17 protein-coding genes are annotated in these 16689 nt (G+C 72.2%); 8 read left to right on the forward strand and 9 right to left on the reverse strand.

Going from position 1 to position 16689, the window contains the following annotated elements; all coding sequences use genetic code 11:
- Positions 1–3: 3 nt before the first annotated feature.
- The 3 genes from ABD466_RS23140 (at position 4) to ABD466_RS23150 (ending at position 2923) form a co-directional block, all read left to right on the forward strand.
- Positions 4–1005 carry a sigma-70 family RNA polymerase sigma factor gene (locus ABD466_RS23140; RefSeq protein ID WP_425558714.1) on the forward strand — a complete coding sequence of 334 codons (1002 nt, stop codon included), beginning with the start codon at positions 4–6 and terminating at the stop codon, positions 1003–1005.
- 109 nt (positions 1006–1114) lie between these two features.
- Positions 1115–1714 (forward strand): hypothetical protein, encoded by a 600-nt coding sequence (locus ABD466_RS23145; protein WP_344659236.1) that lies wholly within the window; start codon positions 1115–1117, stop codon positions 1712–1714.
- 75 nt (positions 1715–1789) lie between these two features.
- Positions 1790–2923 carry a ribosomal protein L7/L12 gene (locus tag ABD466_RS23150; protein WP_344659237.1) on the forward strand — a complete coding sequence of 378 codons (1134 nt, stop codon included), beginning with the start codon at positions 1790–1792 and terminating at the stop codon, positions 2921–2923.
- A 33-nt stretch (positions 2924–2956) separates the two neighbouring features.
- Here ABD466_RS23150 and ABD466_RS23155 read toward each other — a convergent pair whose 3' ends face one another.
- A complete protein-coding gene (locus ABD466_RS23155; RefSeq protein ID WP_344659238.1) occupies positions 2957–3511 on the reverse strand; it encodes a helix-turn-helix domain-containing protein in 555 nt (184 codons plus the stop codon).
- A gap of 130 nt (positions 3512–3641) precedes the next feature.
- Between ABD466_RS23155 and ABD466_RS23160 the strand changes: the two genes are divergently transcribed.
- A complete protein-coding gene (locus ABD466_RS23160) occupies positions 3642–5603 on the forward strand; it encodes a vWA domain-containing protein (RefSeq protein WP_344659239.1) in 1962 nt (653 codons plus the stop codon).
- On the opposite strand, the gene ABD466_RS23165 is transcribed toward ABD466_RS23160, so the two are convergent.
- The 3 genes from ABD466_RS23165 to ABD466_RS23175 form a co-directional block, all read right to left on the reverse strand.
- On the reverse strand, positions 5600–6874 hold the full coding sequence (locus tag ABD466_RS23165; RefSeq protein WP_344659240.1) for a serine/threonine-protein kinase: 1275 nt from the start codon (positions 6872–6874) through the stop codon (positions 5600–5602). The two genes, ABD466_RS23160 and ABD466_RS23165, sit on opposite strands and share 4 nt — an antisense overlap.
- A 35-nt stretch (positions 6875–6909) precedes the next feature.
- Entirely contained in the window at positions 6910–7713 is an 804-nt protein-coding gene (locus ABD466_RS23170) for a nucleotidyltransferase domain-containing protein (RefSeq protein ID WP_344659241.1), read from the reverse strand.
- Positions 7714–7792: 79 nt separating this feature from the next.
- A complete protein-coding gene (locus ABD466_RS23175; RefSeq protein ID WP_344659242.1) occupies positions 7793–9856 on the reverse strand; it encodes a phosphocholine-specific phospholipase C in 2064 nt (687 codons plus the stop codon).
- 244 nt (positions 9857–10100) lie between these two features.
- On the opposite strand from ABD466_RS23175, the gene ABD466_RS23180 reads away from it, so the two are divergent.
- Positions 10101–10793, forward strand: coding sequence for a B3/B4 domain-containing protein (locus ABD466_RS23180; protein ID WP_344659243.1), 693 nt, complete (start codon positions 10101–10103; stop codon positions 10791–10793).
- Here the strand turns inward: ABD466_RS23180 and ABD466_RS23185 are convergent.
- Complete coding sequence (locus tag ABD466_RS23185; protein WP_344659244.1) at positions 10783–11256, reverse strand: winged helix-turn-helix transcriptional regulator; 474 nt, start codon at positions 11254–11256, stop codon at positions 10783–10785. The genes ABD466_RS23180 and ABD466_RS23185 overlap by 11 nt on opposite strands.
- 59 nt (positions 11257–11315) lie before the next feature.
- On the opposite strand from ABD466_RS23185, the gene ABD466_RS23190 reads away from it, so the two are divergent.
- Positions 11316–11834 (forward strand): SRPBCC family protein, encoded by a 519-nt coding sequence (locus ABD466_RS23190; protein WP_344659245.1) that lies wholly within the window; start codon positions 11316–11318, stop codon positions 11832–11834.
- A gap of 144 nt (positions 11835–11978) precedes the next feature.
- On the opposite strand, the gene ABD466_RS23195 is transcribed toward ABD466_RS23190, so the two are convergent.
- The 4 genes from ABD466_RS23195 to ABD466_RS23210 all read right to left on the reverse strand — a co-directional run bounded on the left by ABD466_RS23195 (position 11979) and on the right by ABD466_RS23210 (position 14694).
- Positions 11979–12344 (reverse strand): cupin domain-containing protein, encoded by a 366-nt coding sequence (locus tag ABD466_RS23195; protein WP_344659246.1) that lies wholly within the window; start codon positions 12342–12344, stop codon positions 11979–11981.
- Positions 12345–12377: 33 nt separating this feature from the next.
- Positions 12378–12575: a DUF1059 domain-containing protein gene (locus tag ABD466_RS23200; protein ID WP_344659247.1), complete on the reverse strand. Its 198-nt coding sequence runs from the start codon at positions 12573–12575 to the stop codon at positions 12378–12380.
- A 146-nt stretch (positions 12576–12721) separates the two neighbouring features.
- Entirely contained in the window at positions 12722–14014 is a 1293-nt protein-coding gene (locus ABD466_RS23205; RefSeq protein ID WP_344659248.1) for a M48 family metalloprotease, read from the reverse strand.
- Between the two features lie 11 nt (positions 14015–14025).
- On the reverse strand, positions 14026–14694 hold the full coding sequence (locus ABD466_RS23210; protein WP_344659249.1) for a TetR/AcrR family transcriptional regulator: 669 nt from the start codon (positions 14692–14694) through the stop codon (positions 14026–14028).
- Between the two features lie 98 nt (positions 14695–14792).
- Here ABD466_RS23210 and ABD466_RS23215 point away from each other — a divergent pair, with 98 nt between their 5' ends.
- Complete coding sequence (locus tag ABD466_RS23215; protein ID WP_344659250.1) at positions 14793–16268, forward strand: MFS transporter; 1476 nt, start codon at positions 14793–14795, stop codon at positions 16266–16268.
- A gap of 9 nt (positions 16269–16277) precedes the next feature.
- The gene (locus ABD466_RS23220) at positions 16278–16646 is read left to right on the forward strand and encodes a VOC family protein (RefSeq protein ID WP_344659251.1); all 369 of its coding nucleotides are present in this window, start codon (positions 16278–16280) and stop codon (positions 16644–16646) included.
- Positions 16647–16689: the final 43 nt, after the last annotated feature.

The raw sequence follows: 16689 nt of genomic DNA on the forward strand, positions 1-16689 counted from the left end.
TCCCTGAAGCCGGCACTGAGGAGCACGGAGCAGCGCATGGAGTTCGCAGCCGAAACCGCGCGGTACCGCCGGGAGTTGCTGGCGCACTGCTACCGGATGGTCGGTTCCGCCCACGACGCCGAGGACCTCGTCCAGGAGACCTACCTCCGCGCCTGGCGGGCCTTCGACCGGTACGACGGCCGTGCCTCGATCCGTACCTGGCTCTACAGGATCGCCACCAACGTCTGCCTGACGGCCCTGGAACCGCGGCGGATCCGTGTGCTGCCCTCCGGTCTGGGCGACCCCGACGACGGATCCGGTGCTCCGGCGAACCGTGCCGCGCCGTCCGGCACCGCGTGGCTGGAACCCCTGCCGGACGGCTGGATCGCGCCCTCCGCGGGCGATCCGGCCGCGGTGGTCGTCGCCCGCGAATCGCTGCGGCTGGCCCTCATCGCCAGCCTGCAGCACCTCCCGGCCCGCCAGCGCGCGATCCTCATCCTGCGCGAGGTCCTGGCGTTCTCGGCGGCCGAGACCGCGCAGATCCTGGACACCACCGTCGCCGCGGTCAAGAGCGGCCTCCAAAGGGCCCGCGCCCGGCTCGAAGAGCTCGGCCCCGACCCCGAGGACCTGCTGGAACCGACCGACGAGCGGGCCCGGGCCCTGCTCGACGCGTACCTCACAGCCTTCGAACACGCCGACGCGAGCCTGCTGGAGCGGGTCCTCCGGGCTGACGCCACCCTGGAGGCGACCCCGTTCCTCGACTGGCAGGCGGGCCGCGAGAACTGCCTGCGCCTGCTCGACGCCCACGTGCTGGGCAGGCCGGGCGACTGGCGACTGCTCGCCACCACCGCCAACGGACAGCCCGCCGCCGCGATCTACCGGCGGGACGCGGACGGCGCCCTGCTCGCGTACGGCGTCGTCGTCCTCGCCGCGACGGCCGACGGCGTCGCCGGTGTCGTGGCGTTCCACGACCCGGCGCTCGTCACGCTGTTCGGCTTCGCCGACGTCCTCGGCCCGGCCCGGTAGCCGGGAGATCACCGAGTAGAGGGCTATTCCCGACTCCGGCGCCGCCCCGGCACCCTGAAGACTCGACGTCGGACTGTGGGTCTCGCGCGACGAACAGCTTGGGGGTCGGGTGTTCTGGTTCGGGTTGGTGTTGTGGGTGCTCGCGGGCGGGGAGCTCGGGGCGATCACCGACGGCGCCCTCCAGTTCGGGGACGACGGCGCGGCCGGAGTGGCCGAGTTCGTCGTCGGCGTCAACCTGCTTCCCTGGACCGGACTGGCCGGTGGCGGCGCACTGTACGCCGGCCGCCGCAGACGGCTCGGGCTCGGCGCCGCTCCCGGACCGACCGTGGCGGCCGCCGCCCGGATCGAGTCCTCCCGCGCCGTGGGCGAGGGGCCGGACTTCCCGGTGCGACTCGACCTCACCGTGGCTCCTCAGGACGGTCCGGCCTTCCGCGTTCTGGCGAACTCCTCGGTCAACCTGATGGAACTGGACCGCGTCCGGACCGGGCGCACCGTCGTCGTCGACTACGAACCGGAGCGGCCCTGGCGGGTCACGGTCCGGTCCGACCCGGGCGCGGAGTGGGTCGAGCGGATCGCGCTCGCCGCGATCGACACCGCGCCGGAGGAGTCGCGGCGGACGCAGCCGCGGGTCCCGGCGACGAGGCGGGGGAAGTGGTTCGCCCTCGCGGCGGCGGCGGTCGGTTACGCACTGTGGTGGGTGCTGTTCTAACACCGCCGCTCGGCCCTTCCCGCACCTCCCAGTAAGCTGTCGATCAATCATCGATTCCTGACAGCGGGGGGATTCGTGCCGGAGCGGATGATCGGCGGACGCTACCAGTTGCTCGACCTCATCGCCGCGGGCGGCTTCGGCGAGGTGTGGCGGGCCCGGGACGAGCGGCTGGGCGTACCGGTCGCCGTCAAGCGCATCAAGATCAGCCCGGATGTCTCCGCGGCCCAGCGCGCGGCGCTCATCGAGCGGGCCGAGCGGGAGGCGCGCAGCGCCGCGGCGCTGCGCGACGAGCCGAACGTGGTCGCGGTGCACGACGTGGTCACCGAGGACGGCCTGCCGTGGGTCGTGATGCGGCTGGTCGACGGCGGTTCGCTGGCGCAGGAACTCCAGCGGGGCCCGCAGCTGGACGTCCGGCGGGCGCTGGAGGTCGCGAGCGGCGTGCTCGCCGCCCTCGGCGCCGCACACCGGCTCGGGATCGTGCACCGGGACGTCAAACCGGCGAACATCATGCTGACCGTGCGCGGCCAGGTGCTGCTGGCCGACTTCGGCATCGCCAAGCACCGCGACGACACCTCGCTCACCGTGACCGGCACCGTCGTCGGCTCGCTGGAGTACATGGCACCGGAGCGGTTCGGCGCCGACCCGAACGCGGACCTGCCGGCCGGCGACCTGTTCTCCCTCGGGGCGACGCTGTTCGAAGCCGTCGAGGGCGTCTCGCCGTTCCGGCGCCCGTCCGTCACCGCGACCATGGCGGCGGTGGCCTTCGAGCCGCACCCGCCGCTGCGCAACGCGGGGCCGCTGACGGTGCTGATCGACCAGCTGCTGGCGAAGGATCCGTCGGCGCGCCCGAGCGCGGACGCGGCCGCGGAATCGCTGCGCGCGCTGGCCGCCGTGCCGACGACGGTCGTGGCGGACCTGACCCCGCCGACGCAGACCGCGGGCGGCGCGCTCCCCGTCTCCCCTCCCCCGCACCCGGCGGTGGAAGGGTTCTTCGACGTCGTCATCGAATCCGTCCCCAAGAAGGTCAAGATCCGGACCATCAAGGCCGTCCGGGAGCTGACCACGCTGGGGCTGAAGCAGGCGGTCGATCTCGTCGATCACCCGCCGCGGGTCGTGCTGGCGGGGGTCAGCGCGGAGCGCGCGTCCCGGGCGAAGACCGCTTTGGAACAAGCGGGAGCCGGCGTGGCTCTCCGCGCCGCCCGCCGTTAACCAACCGTTGGCAACTGCAAATCCGCGTCCCGGTCAGGGAGTCACCGTGCGCTCGTAGTGCGCGCGGGCGTCGGCGGTCCGCATGGTGCCGTAGACCCTGAGCACTTCTGCGAGTCCGGGGTGGCCGGCGTCGAGCAGGCGCGCCGCCTCCTCCAGCTCGCCGGCGGTCGCCACCGCCCGCAGCACCGACTGCACCGCGACGGCGGGGTCGGCGCGGGGGACCGCAGGGGCCTGATCGGCGCGGATCGCCCGGGTCGACGTCGAGGCGCTCCCGGCGGCCGGCGACTCGGCGGCCAGGCGGGCCAGCTCGGCCGCGCGGTCCTGCGGCGGGCGCGCGAGGAAGGCCGGGTCGGCGGCCAGTTCGTCGAGCACGGCGAGCCGGGCCAGCACCGCGGGGTTGCTGATCTTGGCGCGGGCGCCGGTCATCAGCTGCGACACCATCGGCGCCGACAGGCCGAGGACGTCGGCCAGCTGCGCCTGGCTCAGGGTCAGGCGCGCCAGGAGGCGGCGGAAGCGCTCCCCCAGCGGTTCGCCGTACCACTCCGTCTGCAGGGCGCGGTTGCGCTGCACGACCGATGCGTTGTCCATGTGCGGTCCACCGGTTCTTGACGGCCCGTCGGATCGAGCGTACGTTTGCACTTGCAATTCATGGGGCGGGTTCTACCTGCGGGCTATTTTCGCATGCACACGACCGATTGCAAACGTTAGGGGGACGTCGATGAGCAGCTTCAAGGCTCTGCTGACCGCGACGCTACTGGGGGCCCTGGTGACGGCGGCGGTACCGGCCGCGCCCGCGCGGGCGGCGGACGGGCAGCTGGCGCCGGTGATGATGGTGTTGGACGCGTCGGGATCGATGAAGGACCCGCTGCCGTCCGGCGGCAAGAAGATCGACGTGGCCCGCACGGCCGTGCACGACCTCGTCGGCAGGCTCCCGGCCGGGACGCAGCTCGGGCTGGAGACCTACGGCACCCACGACCTGCCGAAGGACGCCGGCTGCCGGGACGTCACGGTCCTGCGGCCGCCGAGCGCCGTGGACGCCGGGGCGGTGGACGCCGCGGTGGACTCGATCGCCCCGGCCGGCTGGACGCCGATCGGGCTGGCGCTCCAGACCGCGGCGAAGCAGCTGCCGTCGACCGGGCCGCGCTCGATCGTGATCGTCACCGACGGCGCCGACACCTGCGCCCCGCCGGACCCCTGCCAGGTGGCGCGGGACCTGGAGGCACAGGGGGCCGACCTGCGGGCGTACACGATCGGACTCGACGTGGACGACGCGACGAGGAGCCAGCTGACGTGCATCGCGCAGGCGACCGGGGGGACGTACACGGACGCGCCGGACGCCGGTTCGCTGAACCTGGCCCTGAACCGGGTGACGCAGTCGGCGATCCGCAACTACCAGCCGACGGGAACGCCGATCACGGGCGGCGACTCGCCCGAGAGCGCCCCGGCCGTGAGCCCGGGTCAGTACCTTGACACACTGCGGCTGGACGGCAAGCTGAAGTACTACGCGATCGACGTCCCGGCCGGGAACACGCTGTACGTCTCCCGCACGCCGGCGTTCCCCGGCTACAGCCTCAGCACCTTCCTGGGCTCGACCGTCAAGATCATCGACCCGCGGGGTGAGGACTGCGCAGCCGACTTCGGCGGCGGCGGAGCGAGCCGCGACAGCGTGAACCCGAAGAGCCTGATCTGGCGGGGTGTCGCGGGAGACCTGCCGGATCTCGCCCCGCAGGGGTGTACCCAGCCCGGCCGGTACGTGGTGGGAATGGCGATGGCGAACCCGATCAACGGCAGCTCGGCCGGCGCCCCGGTCCCGGACGAGATCCAGTTCGGCCTGGAGCCGACGGCCACCGACCCGGGACCGGCCGCGGCGACCCGGAAGGTCGGATTCACGGAGCCGTCAGGCGGCGTGGTGCCCGTGACCGGAGGCGGCTCGTTCGGTACGGCGGCGACGCTGCCGACGAGCGGCCACTACGGCGACGTGTTGCAGTACGGCGAAGAGGTCTTCTACCGAGTCCACCTGAGTTGGGGACAGGGTCTGGCCTGGCGGGTGGACTACGGCCAAGCGGACAAGCGGCGGACGGTCAACATCGAGGCCAAGACCTTCACCCCGGTGCGCCAGCAGGTCGACTGGGACACGAGTGCGTATACGGGAGACGGGTCGCAGCTTCCTTCGGCGGGCGGTCAGCACCCTGACGGCGCGTTCGCGACCTACCCGGTCGAGTACCGGAACCGCACGGCGAGCGACGGCACACTGCGCGGCGAGTCGCTCGACGGGTGGTACTACCTGACGGTGAAGCTGGGCTACGGCATCGGCGGGGCGGACCAGCCGGGCGGCGGGAACGTGCCGGTGACCCTGGACGTCGCGGTGGTCGGCAGCCCGCAGGCCGGTCCTCGGTACGAGGGGCAGGCGGCCGGCTCGGCGACACCGGCTCAAGCCCCGACCCCGGTCGAGGTGTTCGGGGGGATGGGGGCGCCGGCCGACTCCGCGGCCACCCCGCCTTCGTCGGCCTCCTCGGCGACGGCGACGACCAAGCTGCCGGTGAACGTGGCGCTGACGGGGACGGCCTCCAAGAAGTCCGGCGGCGGAACGCCCTGGGCGGTGTTCGTGCTGGCACCGGTGGCGGTCGCGGGCTCGGTCGCCACAGTGGTCTTCATCCGCAAGGCCCGGCGCTCGGTCTAGCGCAGCACCGCCACGATGGCGCCGACCGCGCTCGCGGCCGTGACGGCGGCGGCGAACGCGGCGGCCAGCCACCAGCGTCGCCGGGAGACCGGCGACGCCGTGGTGGCGAGCGGCGGTGTGCCGCCGGGCGGCGAAGCGCTGTCGGGAGACGGCATACCGGTGACCGGCGACGTGCCGGTGACCGACAGGCCGCCAGTGAACGGCGTAGCACTGCCGAGCGCCGACGTACCGGTGACCGACGGGCCGCCAGTGAGCGACCTCGCGTCGCCAGGCGACGCTGCGCCGCTCGGCAGTGCTGCGCCGCTCGGCAGTGCTGCGCCGCTCGGCAGCGCTGCGCCGATGACCGGCGGCGTGCCAGTGAGCGGCACAGATCCGGTCGCCACGCGAACCGTCGTCGCTGCGGCACTGTCCACCGGCCGTACCAGGGTGACCGTCTCGGCTTCGGCCAGCGGGCCGCGCGGCCCCCACCCGGGCGGCAGCTCTCCGATCTGTTCGAAGACCTCGACCGGTTCGCCGGCGTCCGGCATCAAGGCCGGTGTCTCCAACGGCCAGTCCGCCAGCAGCCGGTCCAGCCACGCCAGCGCCTCGGCCGCCGAGCTCGGGCGCCGCGTCGGTTCCGGTGCGCTCAGGGCCGCCAGCAGCGGTGCCAGCGGGCCGGCCCCGGGGCCGAGCATCTCCGTCCCGACCAGGCCGGCCGCGTACAGGTCCTGGGCGATGCCCTGGTCGCCGCGTTTCAGCGACTCGGGGGCCAGATACGCACGCGTGCCGACCACCATGAACGTCCCCGTGACCCGCGGGCGGTCGGGGGTCAGGACCAGGCCGAAGTCGGCGAGGCGCGCGTGGGGGGCGCCGGTGCCCGTCGGCTCCAGCAGCACGTTCGCCGGCTTCACGTCGCGGTGGACCAGCCCCGCGGCGTGCACGTGGTCCAGGGCGACCAGCAAGTGCCGCAGGATCTCGGCGCCGTAGCGGGGTGGGAGGGTGCCGTGGTCGCACAGCAGGACCGCCAGGGAGCCGCCGCGGATCAGCGGCATGGCCAGCAGGACCTGCTCGTCGTCGGCGGCCCAGGCGTACGGGGTCACGACGTGCGGGTGGTCCAGGCGCACCCCCTGCTCGAACACCGCGCGGACCAGCGTCGCGGCCTCCGGGTGGCGGATCACCTTGGCGGCGCAGTAGGCGCCGGTCCGGCGGTCGAAGGCGCGCCAGACCTCGCCCGCACCGCCGGAGCCGATGCGGTCGAGCAGGACGTAACGGCCCGCGACGACCTCGAACACCCCGGCCCCCTCACCTCCAGGACGATCGCCGCCGCTCAGGCCGGGTCAGGGGCCTGATCGACGACGTCCTGGAGATACCGTACTGCGAGCTCCTCGGCGCGGTGACGCCGGGCGATCGGTACGGCGGCGTCGGCGGTCCACCGCCGATACAGGTCGACGCACGCCAGGATGGCCCGCGCCGCGTCCGCGCGGTCGTGCCCGCACAGCGTCGCGCGCAGGTCGACGGCCTCCTGCGGAGCCACGGCCTCCAGATGCCGCAACCCCCGCGGGACCGCCCCGGCCCGAAGCGCCGCCAGCGGGCCCAGCACGACCTCACGCACGTACCCCAGGAAGCCGATGACTTCGAACAGCTCCCCCCGGCCGAGCTTGGTCGCCGCATAGTGCACCCAGATCCAGTACCGGTCCTCGACCCACTGCGGATCGAAGTCCCGGGGAGCCGGCGGGCACGCCGCGAGCGCCTCGGCCAGCCGTCCGTCACGGTCCCACAGCAGCTCGGGGTCGGCACCGCGCTCGGCGAAGTCGGAGACGCGCACGAACTTGAAGTCGACGTGCAGCAGCGGCGGCCCGACCAGGGTGATGACCAGGCGCGGTTCGCCGACGTGTTCGCCGGTGAATCCGGCCACCAGCTCGGTCCACGCGCCGATCAGCGCGAACCGCTCGGCCAGGACCGCGTCGAAGGCCTCGTCGTCGACGGCGACCACGAGGTCGACGTCGGAGTAGACGTCCGGGTTCCCCCCGGCGAGCGAACCGGCGAGGCCCACTCCCGCGACCCGCTCGTCCTGGCGGATCTTCGGGAGCACCTCGTCGAGGAACCGGCGGTGCGGAGACGGAGTTTGCATGGCTTCCCTTCCGGTCGGAGCAAAGTTTTGCAACGTACCACCGCAAGCGCTCCGACCGGAGGGGAATAAGAGCCGTGTCTCAGCCCGAGACGCTCGGCGCCCCGGTCTCGATGTGCCCGGTGGCGCGACGGCTCCACGCGGCGTCACTGCTCACCGTGACGGTGAAGTCGTACCACCCGTTGTTGTACGCGACGGCGTTGAAGTAGTCGCTGACCGTCGCGCCCGCTGCCACCTGGTACGTCCACGGCCCGTCGGTGCGGTAGTTCGTCGACGTGATCGTGAAGGTGACGGCGCTGGTCCCGGTGTTGGTCATCTTGAACCACACCGCCTGCTTGCCGGTGTTCGGCGCCGGGGCGTAGTACGTGCTCGCCTCGGCGGTCGCACCGGAGCCGTTCGCGTTGCCGGCGAAGCGGCGCAGGAACCGGTTGGGGCCGACGACGGTCAGGTCGTACTGCCCGTTGCCGTAGTTGGTCCCGATGTTGAAGAAGTCCTTGGCGCTGCCGTCGGTGCCGTTGACGGACGGCCCGACGGTGTACTGCCACGGGCCGCCGCTGCGGTAGGCGTTGGCGTACGCCGAGAAGTGCGCGGCGGCGGTGGCCTGCGGGCCCTGGTTCGCCATCTGCAGCCAGATGAGGATCTGGCCGTTGGCGTCGTACTCGATGTGGTCGACCCAGGCGTTCGGCTGGTAGGGCAGGGCGCGCGCCGGCCTGGTGCCGCTTTCCTGAGTGGGCATCGAGTTGGAGGCCGGGCTCGGGTTGATCTGCGCGTTGCAGAACGCCTGGCCGATCGTCGTGCTGGTGGAGGGGAGCGCGGGCAGGCCGGTCACCGGGTTGGCGAAGTCGAACGCGCCGGTGAGGTCGCCGCAGACCTGGCGGCGCCAGTCGCTGATGTTCGGGCACGTCGCCGGGGTGCCCAGGGCCGCGGTCCAGGTCTCCAGGAAGCGGATCACGGAGGTGTGGTCGTAGACGCGGGAGTCGACCCAGCCGCCGCGGGTCCAGGGCGAGACGACGATCATCGGGACGCGGAAGCCGAGGCCGATCTGCGCGCCCTGGGTGGACTCGGCGGCGGTGCCGGACGGGGCGACCGGGGGCGGGACGTGGTCGAAGAAGCCGTCGTTCTCGTCGTAGTTGAGGAACAGCGCGGTGGCGTTGAACGTGGCCGGGTCGGCGGCCAGGGCCTGGAGGACGAGGTTCACGAAGTGCGCGCCGTCGTTCGGCGGGGCGTCCGGGTGCTCGGAGAACGCCTGGTTGGCGACCACCCAGGAGACCTGGGGCAGGGTGCCGCCGAGGACGTCGGCCTTGATCGCCGCGGCGATGTCGTCGGGCGTGGAGCCGCTGGCCGCCGGGACCGAGGACATGCCGCGCTGGTAGAGGGGGCTGGACGTGGCCGCGCCGGAGAACTGCTTGAAGTAGGCCAGGCCGTTGTCCCCGAAGTTGTCGTTCGCGTTCTGGTACACGCGCCACGACACGCCGGCGTTCTGCAGCGCCTCGGCGTAGGTCTGCCAGGTCAGGCCGGACTCCGAGCCGCCGTCGTAGGCCGGGCCGCCGGCGGTGCCGGCCGGGTCGATCATGCCGGACCACAGGTAGGTGCGGTTCGGGCCGGTCGCCGACAGGATCGAGCAGTGGTAGGCGTCGCAGACGGTGTAGGCGTCGGCGAGGGCGTAGTGGAACGGGATGTCCGACCGGTTCAGATAGCCCATGGTCCGGTTGGAGCCCTTGGCGGAGATCCAGTTGTCCATCTTGCCGCCGTTCCACGCCGAGTGCTGCGTGCCCCAGCTGTGGTCGAGCGAGCCGTCGCACTGCGCCAGCTCCTCCTTGGTGGTGCCCCACCACCAGGTGTTGTTGTTCGAGAGCTGCCACGGGAACTGGCGGCCGGAGCCGTCGGGCTGGTTGAACACCGAGTAGCCGCCGGCTATCTGCACCGTCGCGCGGTCGGCGAAGCCGCGCACCCCTTTCAGGCTCCCGAAGTAGTGGTCGAAGCTGCGGTTCTCCTGCATCAGCACCACGACGTGCTTGACGTCGCGGATCGTCCCGGTGCCGGCGGCCGCGGCCTGCGGGACCGAGCCGGGCAGCCCTTCCAGGCCGACGGCCGCGCCGAGGGCGGCGGCGGAGCCGAGGAAGGTGCGGCGAGAGACAGGCGCCACTGGGTGACCTCCTTGTAGTGGGGTGCGCTGGGGGGGGTGGTGCGGTGCTGCTCGGTGCTGCTCGGTCGTGCGGCTGCGCTGTGGGGTGCGCGGGCTTGCGGGCCCTGGGGAATATCCAGCCGCCGGATGTCCGGCGCCCTTGTACCAGGTAGCAGAAACGTGAAGCATTGTGAACGGTTGGTCCTGCTTTCCCGGGCCGGATTGGTCCTGTCCGGGCTGCCGCCGATGCGGTAGAGGTAGCCGCATGTACTTCCAGCACACCGAAGCGATCTGGTCCGAGCACCCCGGCCTGGTCGCCATGGCGATCACCGCGGCCGGCATCACCCCCACCGCCGATGTCGACGCGCCGGTGGCGCAGTTCGTCGCGGCCGCCCGGGCCCGGCTGGCCGGCGGCACCGAGTCCGACCTCGCCGAGATCAAGGCGTGGCGCCAGACCTTCACGAAGATGGGCCTGAAGCCCACGCAGTACCGCTGCGCCTCCGAGGCGCTGCTCCGCCGGCTGCGCAAGGAGGGCGGCCTGCCGCGCATCCACCCGCTGATCGACCTCTGCAACGCCGTGTCGGTCGCTTACGCGATCCCGGTAGGCGTGTTCGACCTCGACGAGGTCGACGGGTACCTCGAGGTCCGGCACGCCGCCGGCGACGAGGACTACCTGACGTTCGCCGACACCGGCGAGCACCCCGAGCCGGGCGAGGTGATCTTCGCCGACGCCGCGCGCCGCGCGCACGCCCGGCGCTGGTCGAACCGGCAGAGCGGCCGCTCGGCGGTCCGGCCGGGCACCTCACGCGTGCTGATCGTCGCCGAGGCGCTGCACGGATCGGCGGCCGAGGACGTGCCGGCGCTCATGAAGACGTTGGGCGACGCGGTGGCCGAGGCCTGGGACGTGGCGCCGCGGTCAGCGGTGCTGAGCGCGGAGGATCGGCGGTTCACGCTGTAGCGGACGGTCGCGGCGGCATCCCCGGCCCGATCTTCGCCTGGATCCGCGCCGGGTCGTCCACCGGGCCGCAGTGCGCGCACACCGTCTGCTGCGTCACGCCGGAACCGCACTCCGAGTGGACGTACAGGATCGGCGGCTCCCCTTCGGTCGCGTACCGGTCGCCCCACTCGGACAGCGCCACCAGGGAGTGGGCGAGGGCACGACCCTTCTCAGTGAGCAGATATTCATACTGCTCCGGCTGCTCGGAGTACTTGTGGCGGCGCATGACGCCCGCTTCGACGAAGCCGTCGAGGCGGGTCTTGAGGACGTTGGTCGCGATGCCGAGGCCGCGCTGGAAGTCGCTGTAGCGGGTCGCGCCGGCGAACAGGGCGTCGCGGACGATCAGCAGGCTCCAGCGCTCGCCGACGATCTCCAGAGCGCGGGCGATGGAGCAGATCTGGGCGTCGTAGGTCTTCCCGAGCATGGAGTCGATTCTAACTGGCCACTTGCATGATGAAAGCTGCCAGCTCTAGGGTGACTTGCATGACGCAAGCTACCCCGAGCCGACAGCATTACACGACCACGTTCACCGTCGACCGGAGCCCGCGCGAGGTGTTCGCGGCGGTCACCGATCCGCGCGCCTGGTGGTCGGAGGAGATCAAGGGCGTCACCGACCAGGTCGGCGCCGAGTTCCTGCACCGCTATCAGGACGTCCACCGCTGCACCCTGCGGGTCACGGAGCTCGTACCGGACCGCAGGGTCGTCTGGCGGGTGCTGGACAACTACTTCAACTTCACAGCGGACCAGAGCGAGTGGCCGGGCACGGAGATCGTCTTCGACATCTCCGAGACGGCCGACGGCGCCGAGGTGCGGTTCACCCACGTGGGACTGGCGTCGCAGCACGAGTGTTACGACGTGTGCTCCAACGCCTGGGGCGGCTACATCGACGGCAGCCTGCGGAGCCTGATCACCACCGGGAAGGGCCAGCCCAACCCGAAGGAGGACGGCGAAGCGCCGGCCCATCAGGACGCCGCGTCGGCGGCACGCGCCAAGCGCTCCTGACCGACCGGCCGGACGTGACCAGGCACGTCGCTCCGCCCGGCCAGGAGATCCGCACCGGGCAACAGGAAGCGACGGCAAGAAGCGGGCGGCCCCGCGGATCACGCGGGGCCGCCCGGTCGACACCGAGCAAGTCTGAGGCGGACATCATCCCTTCTTCGCGTAGTCGGCGAAGCCCTGCCAGTCGATCATGACGCACGGCTCGTCCCCGACCACCCAGGCGTCGTGCCCGGGCTCGATCGTCATGTACTCACCGGGGGCGATGTCGGCCTGCTCGCCGTCGTCCATGACGATGTGCATGTGGCCGGACACGCAGTACCCGGTGTGCGCGGCCTGACAGCTTTCGGTGCCGGCGATCGGCTTGACGTGCTCGGACCACTTCCACCCGGGCTCGAACACGGCCCGGCCGACGCCTCCGTGGTCCATGTCGACCAGATCCACGTGACCCTTGTGGTCCTCGAACGGACGGGTTTCCTCGGGGGTGTCGAGGCTCATGTGCATGAGGCCTGTCATAGGTCCTCCCAACTCTGGCTGCTGAGCGAGCTGTCAGTGAGCGGCCGGTACCTTCTCGTCCTCCAGGACGGACCGGAGCTGCTCACGGAATTCAGGGGTGTCGGTCTCACCGTGGACCGCGACCGCGTGCTGCGTCGCGGCCTGCACGACTTCGTCTTCCTCGCCGGCGATCGTCAGCGTGCATCCGACCTCGCTGGGCCACTTCCGGCAGTCGGCCACCTTGCGTGTCATCGTGGGCCCCCTTTCACGGAGCCGTTCCCCGCCCCAGCGGCGCGCCGGGGCGGACCACGCGGCCTATCTTTGCGGGGCCTGGCTGGTCGGGCGACCTGGGCTACTGCATTCAGGTGACAAGGAGCCGCGGACGGGCGTAGCGCAGGTCACGCGCTGCCGGCAAGCTGATCCACCAACTGCCCCAGCGCCGTGACGTCGCCGGCGACCGCCTTGCCGATGGCCGCATGGATCTCGATGCCGGGACGGCCGTCCGCCAGGAGGACCCCCGGACCGAGTACCGGGTCGTAGCGGTACTCGCGCCGGACCGCGAGGCCGGCCAGGAACGCTTCGAGCATCTCACCCGGCGTCGGCGCGGACGTCCTGGTGTCGGCCAGCACCCGCTCCATCACGCGCGAGTCCGGCGCACTGTCCTCGAGCTGGGCGACGGTGACCTCGTCCCAGACCCCGGCGAGCTCCGGGCCACGGCCGTCCGCGACGACGCCGACCACGTCGGCCGGCGTGGCGTCGCGGCCCAGCAGCCGGCCCGCCGCGTCGATGACCGCCTGCCCGGACGCGCCGTAGTCGATGCTGAGGTGATCCTCCGGATCGGCTTCGACGCCTGATATCAGGGCCTTGGCCGTCTCGGCGGTGAGACCGGCGATGACCGGCAGGCCTTCACCGGGGATCACCGGGTTCACCGCCTGTCTGGCGCGGTCCAGGACGTCGGCCTGCGGCGTGAGTCCGGGGTGGAACACGGTGCGCACGCCGGGCTGCGACGAAGGTGTGGAGGCGGCAGCCCAGGTCGGCACGGGCAGCGCGGCGACGCGGAGCCAGTTCGTGAAGAGGTCCTCAGGCGGCGCCAGCCCTTCGACCAGGTACCGCGGGGCGTACTCCACGAAGTGCCCGGTGACGGCCCGCGAACGCACCAGCGCGATCAGAGCCTGCTCCCGGGAACCCGCCACCGCCGCGGCGGCCCGGTCGGCACGGCGCTCGATGTCCTCGCGGAACCCCGCGGTCGCCGCGAGAAGACGCCGATAGCGCCGACCGAACCCGTCCCCGCCGAGGAAGTCCAGAAGGCTCTGGACGTCCTGGCAGATCCGGGCGAGCGCGTCGGCGAGCTCGGGGTGTGGCTCTTTCAGAACCGCCAGGGAATGGGCGACCACAGCCTTCAGCTCGACGGCCGGCAAGCCGAGGACGAACGGCGCGCCGATGTGCAGTGTCCGGCCGTCTGACGAGTCACCGGTGACGGCGATCTCACCATACGTACTCAGCCTGAGATGTTCCGGCGCGGGGACCCGGACCACGCGAGCCGCCTCAGCCACGAGATCTCGAAGCGGCGCGTACTCCGCCGCGTCCACCGTGACACCGGCGGCGGTGCCGTCGGCATAGCCCACGCTCTTCAGAAGCCGTTTGAGCCGAACCCGCCCGAGACCCCCCGCCGCTCGGCGTTGCTCAGCCACCGGCCCCTCCCTCACTGATCGCCAGCTCGCCCACCACTCCGCTCGCCATTCCGCTCGCCATTCTCCTTCAGCATCTGCTGCAAGTCGGCCACATTCATGGCCGGCCCGCTCAGCGACGCCTTCGCCCCGTCCGCCTCCAGGCCCGCGATCAGCAGATCGGCATGACGATGCGCGAGCTCGTTCTGCGCCTTCTCGCTGAACGGCCCCGGCAACGGCTGCGACAGCCGCACCAGCAGCAGACCGATGTCGGCGAAGGCGGCGTCCCGGCGCAGCCGCCCGCTCTCGCGGGCGTCGGTCAGCAGCGCCTCGAGGAGGTCCGCGGACCTGGTGCGGGCGGCCAGGAGTTCGGGTTCGTCGAGGTCGAGCGCGTCGAGCAGGGCCGGGATCACCGCGGAGGTGCGGATCTCCAGCACGGCGTGGATGTAGGCGGCGAGCGCGTCGAAGGGGTCGGGATGGGCGCGCCGGGCCTGTTCGACGGCCTCGATCGTGGAAGTCAGGGCATGGAGCACCACGGTGTGCATCAGGGTGCCGCGATCCACGAAGTGCCGGTAGAGCGTGGCGATCCCGACGTCGGCGCGCCGGGCGATCTCCTCCAGCGAGGCGCTCGGGCCCCGTTCGACGAAGACGTCTCGGGCCGCGTTCAGGAGCCGCTCCTGATTCCGGCGGGCGTCGGCGCGCATCGGCACCCCTTTCGGTCGGGACCAGCCTAGCAGTAGACGGAGGGAAGCCCTTCGTTTATATTCGGAGGGAAGCCCTACGCTTATCGGAGGTGTCGACCGTGCCCGACACGACAGTCACCACGACCACCGCGGGACCGGCCGCCGCCCCGCCCGCTCCCCCGCCCACCCGCCACCGCCTGGCGCTGGCCGTGATCGTCTCCGCCCAGCTCATGACCGCCCTGGACGCGACGATCGTGAACATCGCGCTCCCGTCGGCGCAGCACGACCTGGGCTTCGACGACGGCCAGCGCCAGTGGGCGGTCACCGCCTACACCGTCTGCTTCGCCGGCCTGCTGCTGTTCGGCGGGCGGGTCGCGGACGTCGTCGGACGCCGCCGCGCCTTCCGGCTCGGCCTGACCGGCTTCGCCCTGGCCTCGCTGCTGGCCGGCCTCGCTCCGACGCTCGGCGTCCTCGCCGCCGGGCGCGCGCTGCAGGGCGCCTTCGCCGCGCTGATCACGCCGAGCGTGCTGTCGCTGCTGGCGGTCACGTTCACCGAGCCGCGCGAGCGGGCCCGCGCCTTCGCCGTCTACGGCGCCGTGGCCAGCAGCGGCGCGGCGGCCGGACTGCTGCTCGGCGGTGTCATCACCCAGTACTCCGACTGGCGCTGGTGCCTGTTCGTGAACGTGGCCCTGGCCGGTGTGCTGCTCGCGGCGGGCCGCCGGGCGCTGCCCGACCCGCCGCCGGCCGGCGGCTCCGGTCTGGACGCCGGCTCCGCGCTCCTGGCCACCGGCGGCCTCGCGGCCGTGGTGCTGGGCTGCGGCCAGGCCGCCCGGCACGGCTGGTCCTCGGCGATCGTCGCCGGGTCCCTGGCCGGCGGTGTGATCCTGCTGGCCGCCTTCGCCCTGCGCCAGACCCGCGTCCGCGACCCGCTGCTGCCGCTGCGCATCCTGGCCGACCGCGACCGCGTCGGCGCCTGCCTCGCGGTCGGCACCGCGGTCGTCGGGGCGTTCGGGATGTTCCTGATGCTGACGTACCACCTGCAGGTGGTCCTGCACTACTCCCCCGCCCGCGCCGGCGCCGCCGTGCTGCCGATGGCCCTGGCCAACGCCGTCAGCGGCTACCAGCTGGGCAACCGCCTGATGCCGCGGGTCCCGGCGCGCGTCCTGATCGCCGCCGGACTCCTCGTCGCCGCCTCCGGGCTCCTGCTGATCACCCGGCTCACGCCGGACAGCGGCTACCTGACGCCGATCCTGCCGGCCGAACTTTTGGTCGGCGCCGGCATGGGCACACTGTTCCCACCGGCGTTCCAGCTCGCGATCCGGGGCGCGACCCAGCGCGACGCGGGCGTCACCTCCGCGGTCGTCAACGCCGCGACCCAGGTCGGCGGCTCCGTCGGCACCGCGGTCCTGAACTCGCTCGCGGTGAGCGCCACGGCCGCCTTCCTCACGGCGCACGCGCCCGGGCCGTCAGCGCACCAGGCCGCGCTCGTCCACGGGTACGCGACCGCGATCGCCTGGGCCGCCGGCCTGCTCACGGCCGCGGCCGCGGCCACGTTCTTCCTCATCCGCGCGCCGAAGAACAACGAGAAGAAGTAGGAGAGACAGATGTCCGTCCAGCTGAACCACACCATCGTCCGGGCTCGCGACAAGCGTGTATCAGCGGCCTTCCTCGCCTCGATCCTCGGGCTGCGCCCCGGAGCGGATTTCGGGCACTTCGTCCCGGTCGCCCTCGCCAACGACGTCACCCTCGACTACATGACCGTCGCCGAGCCGCAGCCCCAGCACTACGCGTTCCTCGTCAGCGACGACGAGTTCGACGCGGCCTTCGACCGCATCAAGGATGCCGGTCTCGCCTACTACGCCGAGCCGGGAGGCGGCGGACCCGGCGAGATCAACCATCGCTGGGGCGGCCGCGGGGTCTACTTCGACGATCCCGACGGCCACGCGATGGAGATCCTCACGCGCGTTCCGTAGAACCGGCGACGTCCGCGCCGACCTGCAGGGCCATGCGATCCAC

It is taken from the genome of Catenulispora subtropica (genome assembly GCF_039531675.1).
GTDB classification, from domain to species: Bacteria; Actinomycetota; Actinomycetes; order Streptomycetales; family Catenulisporaceae; genus Catenulispora; species Catenulispora subtropica.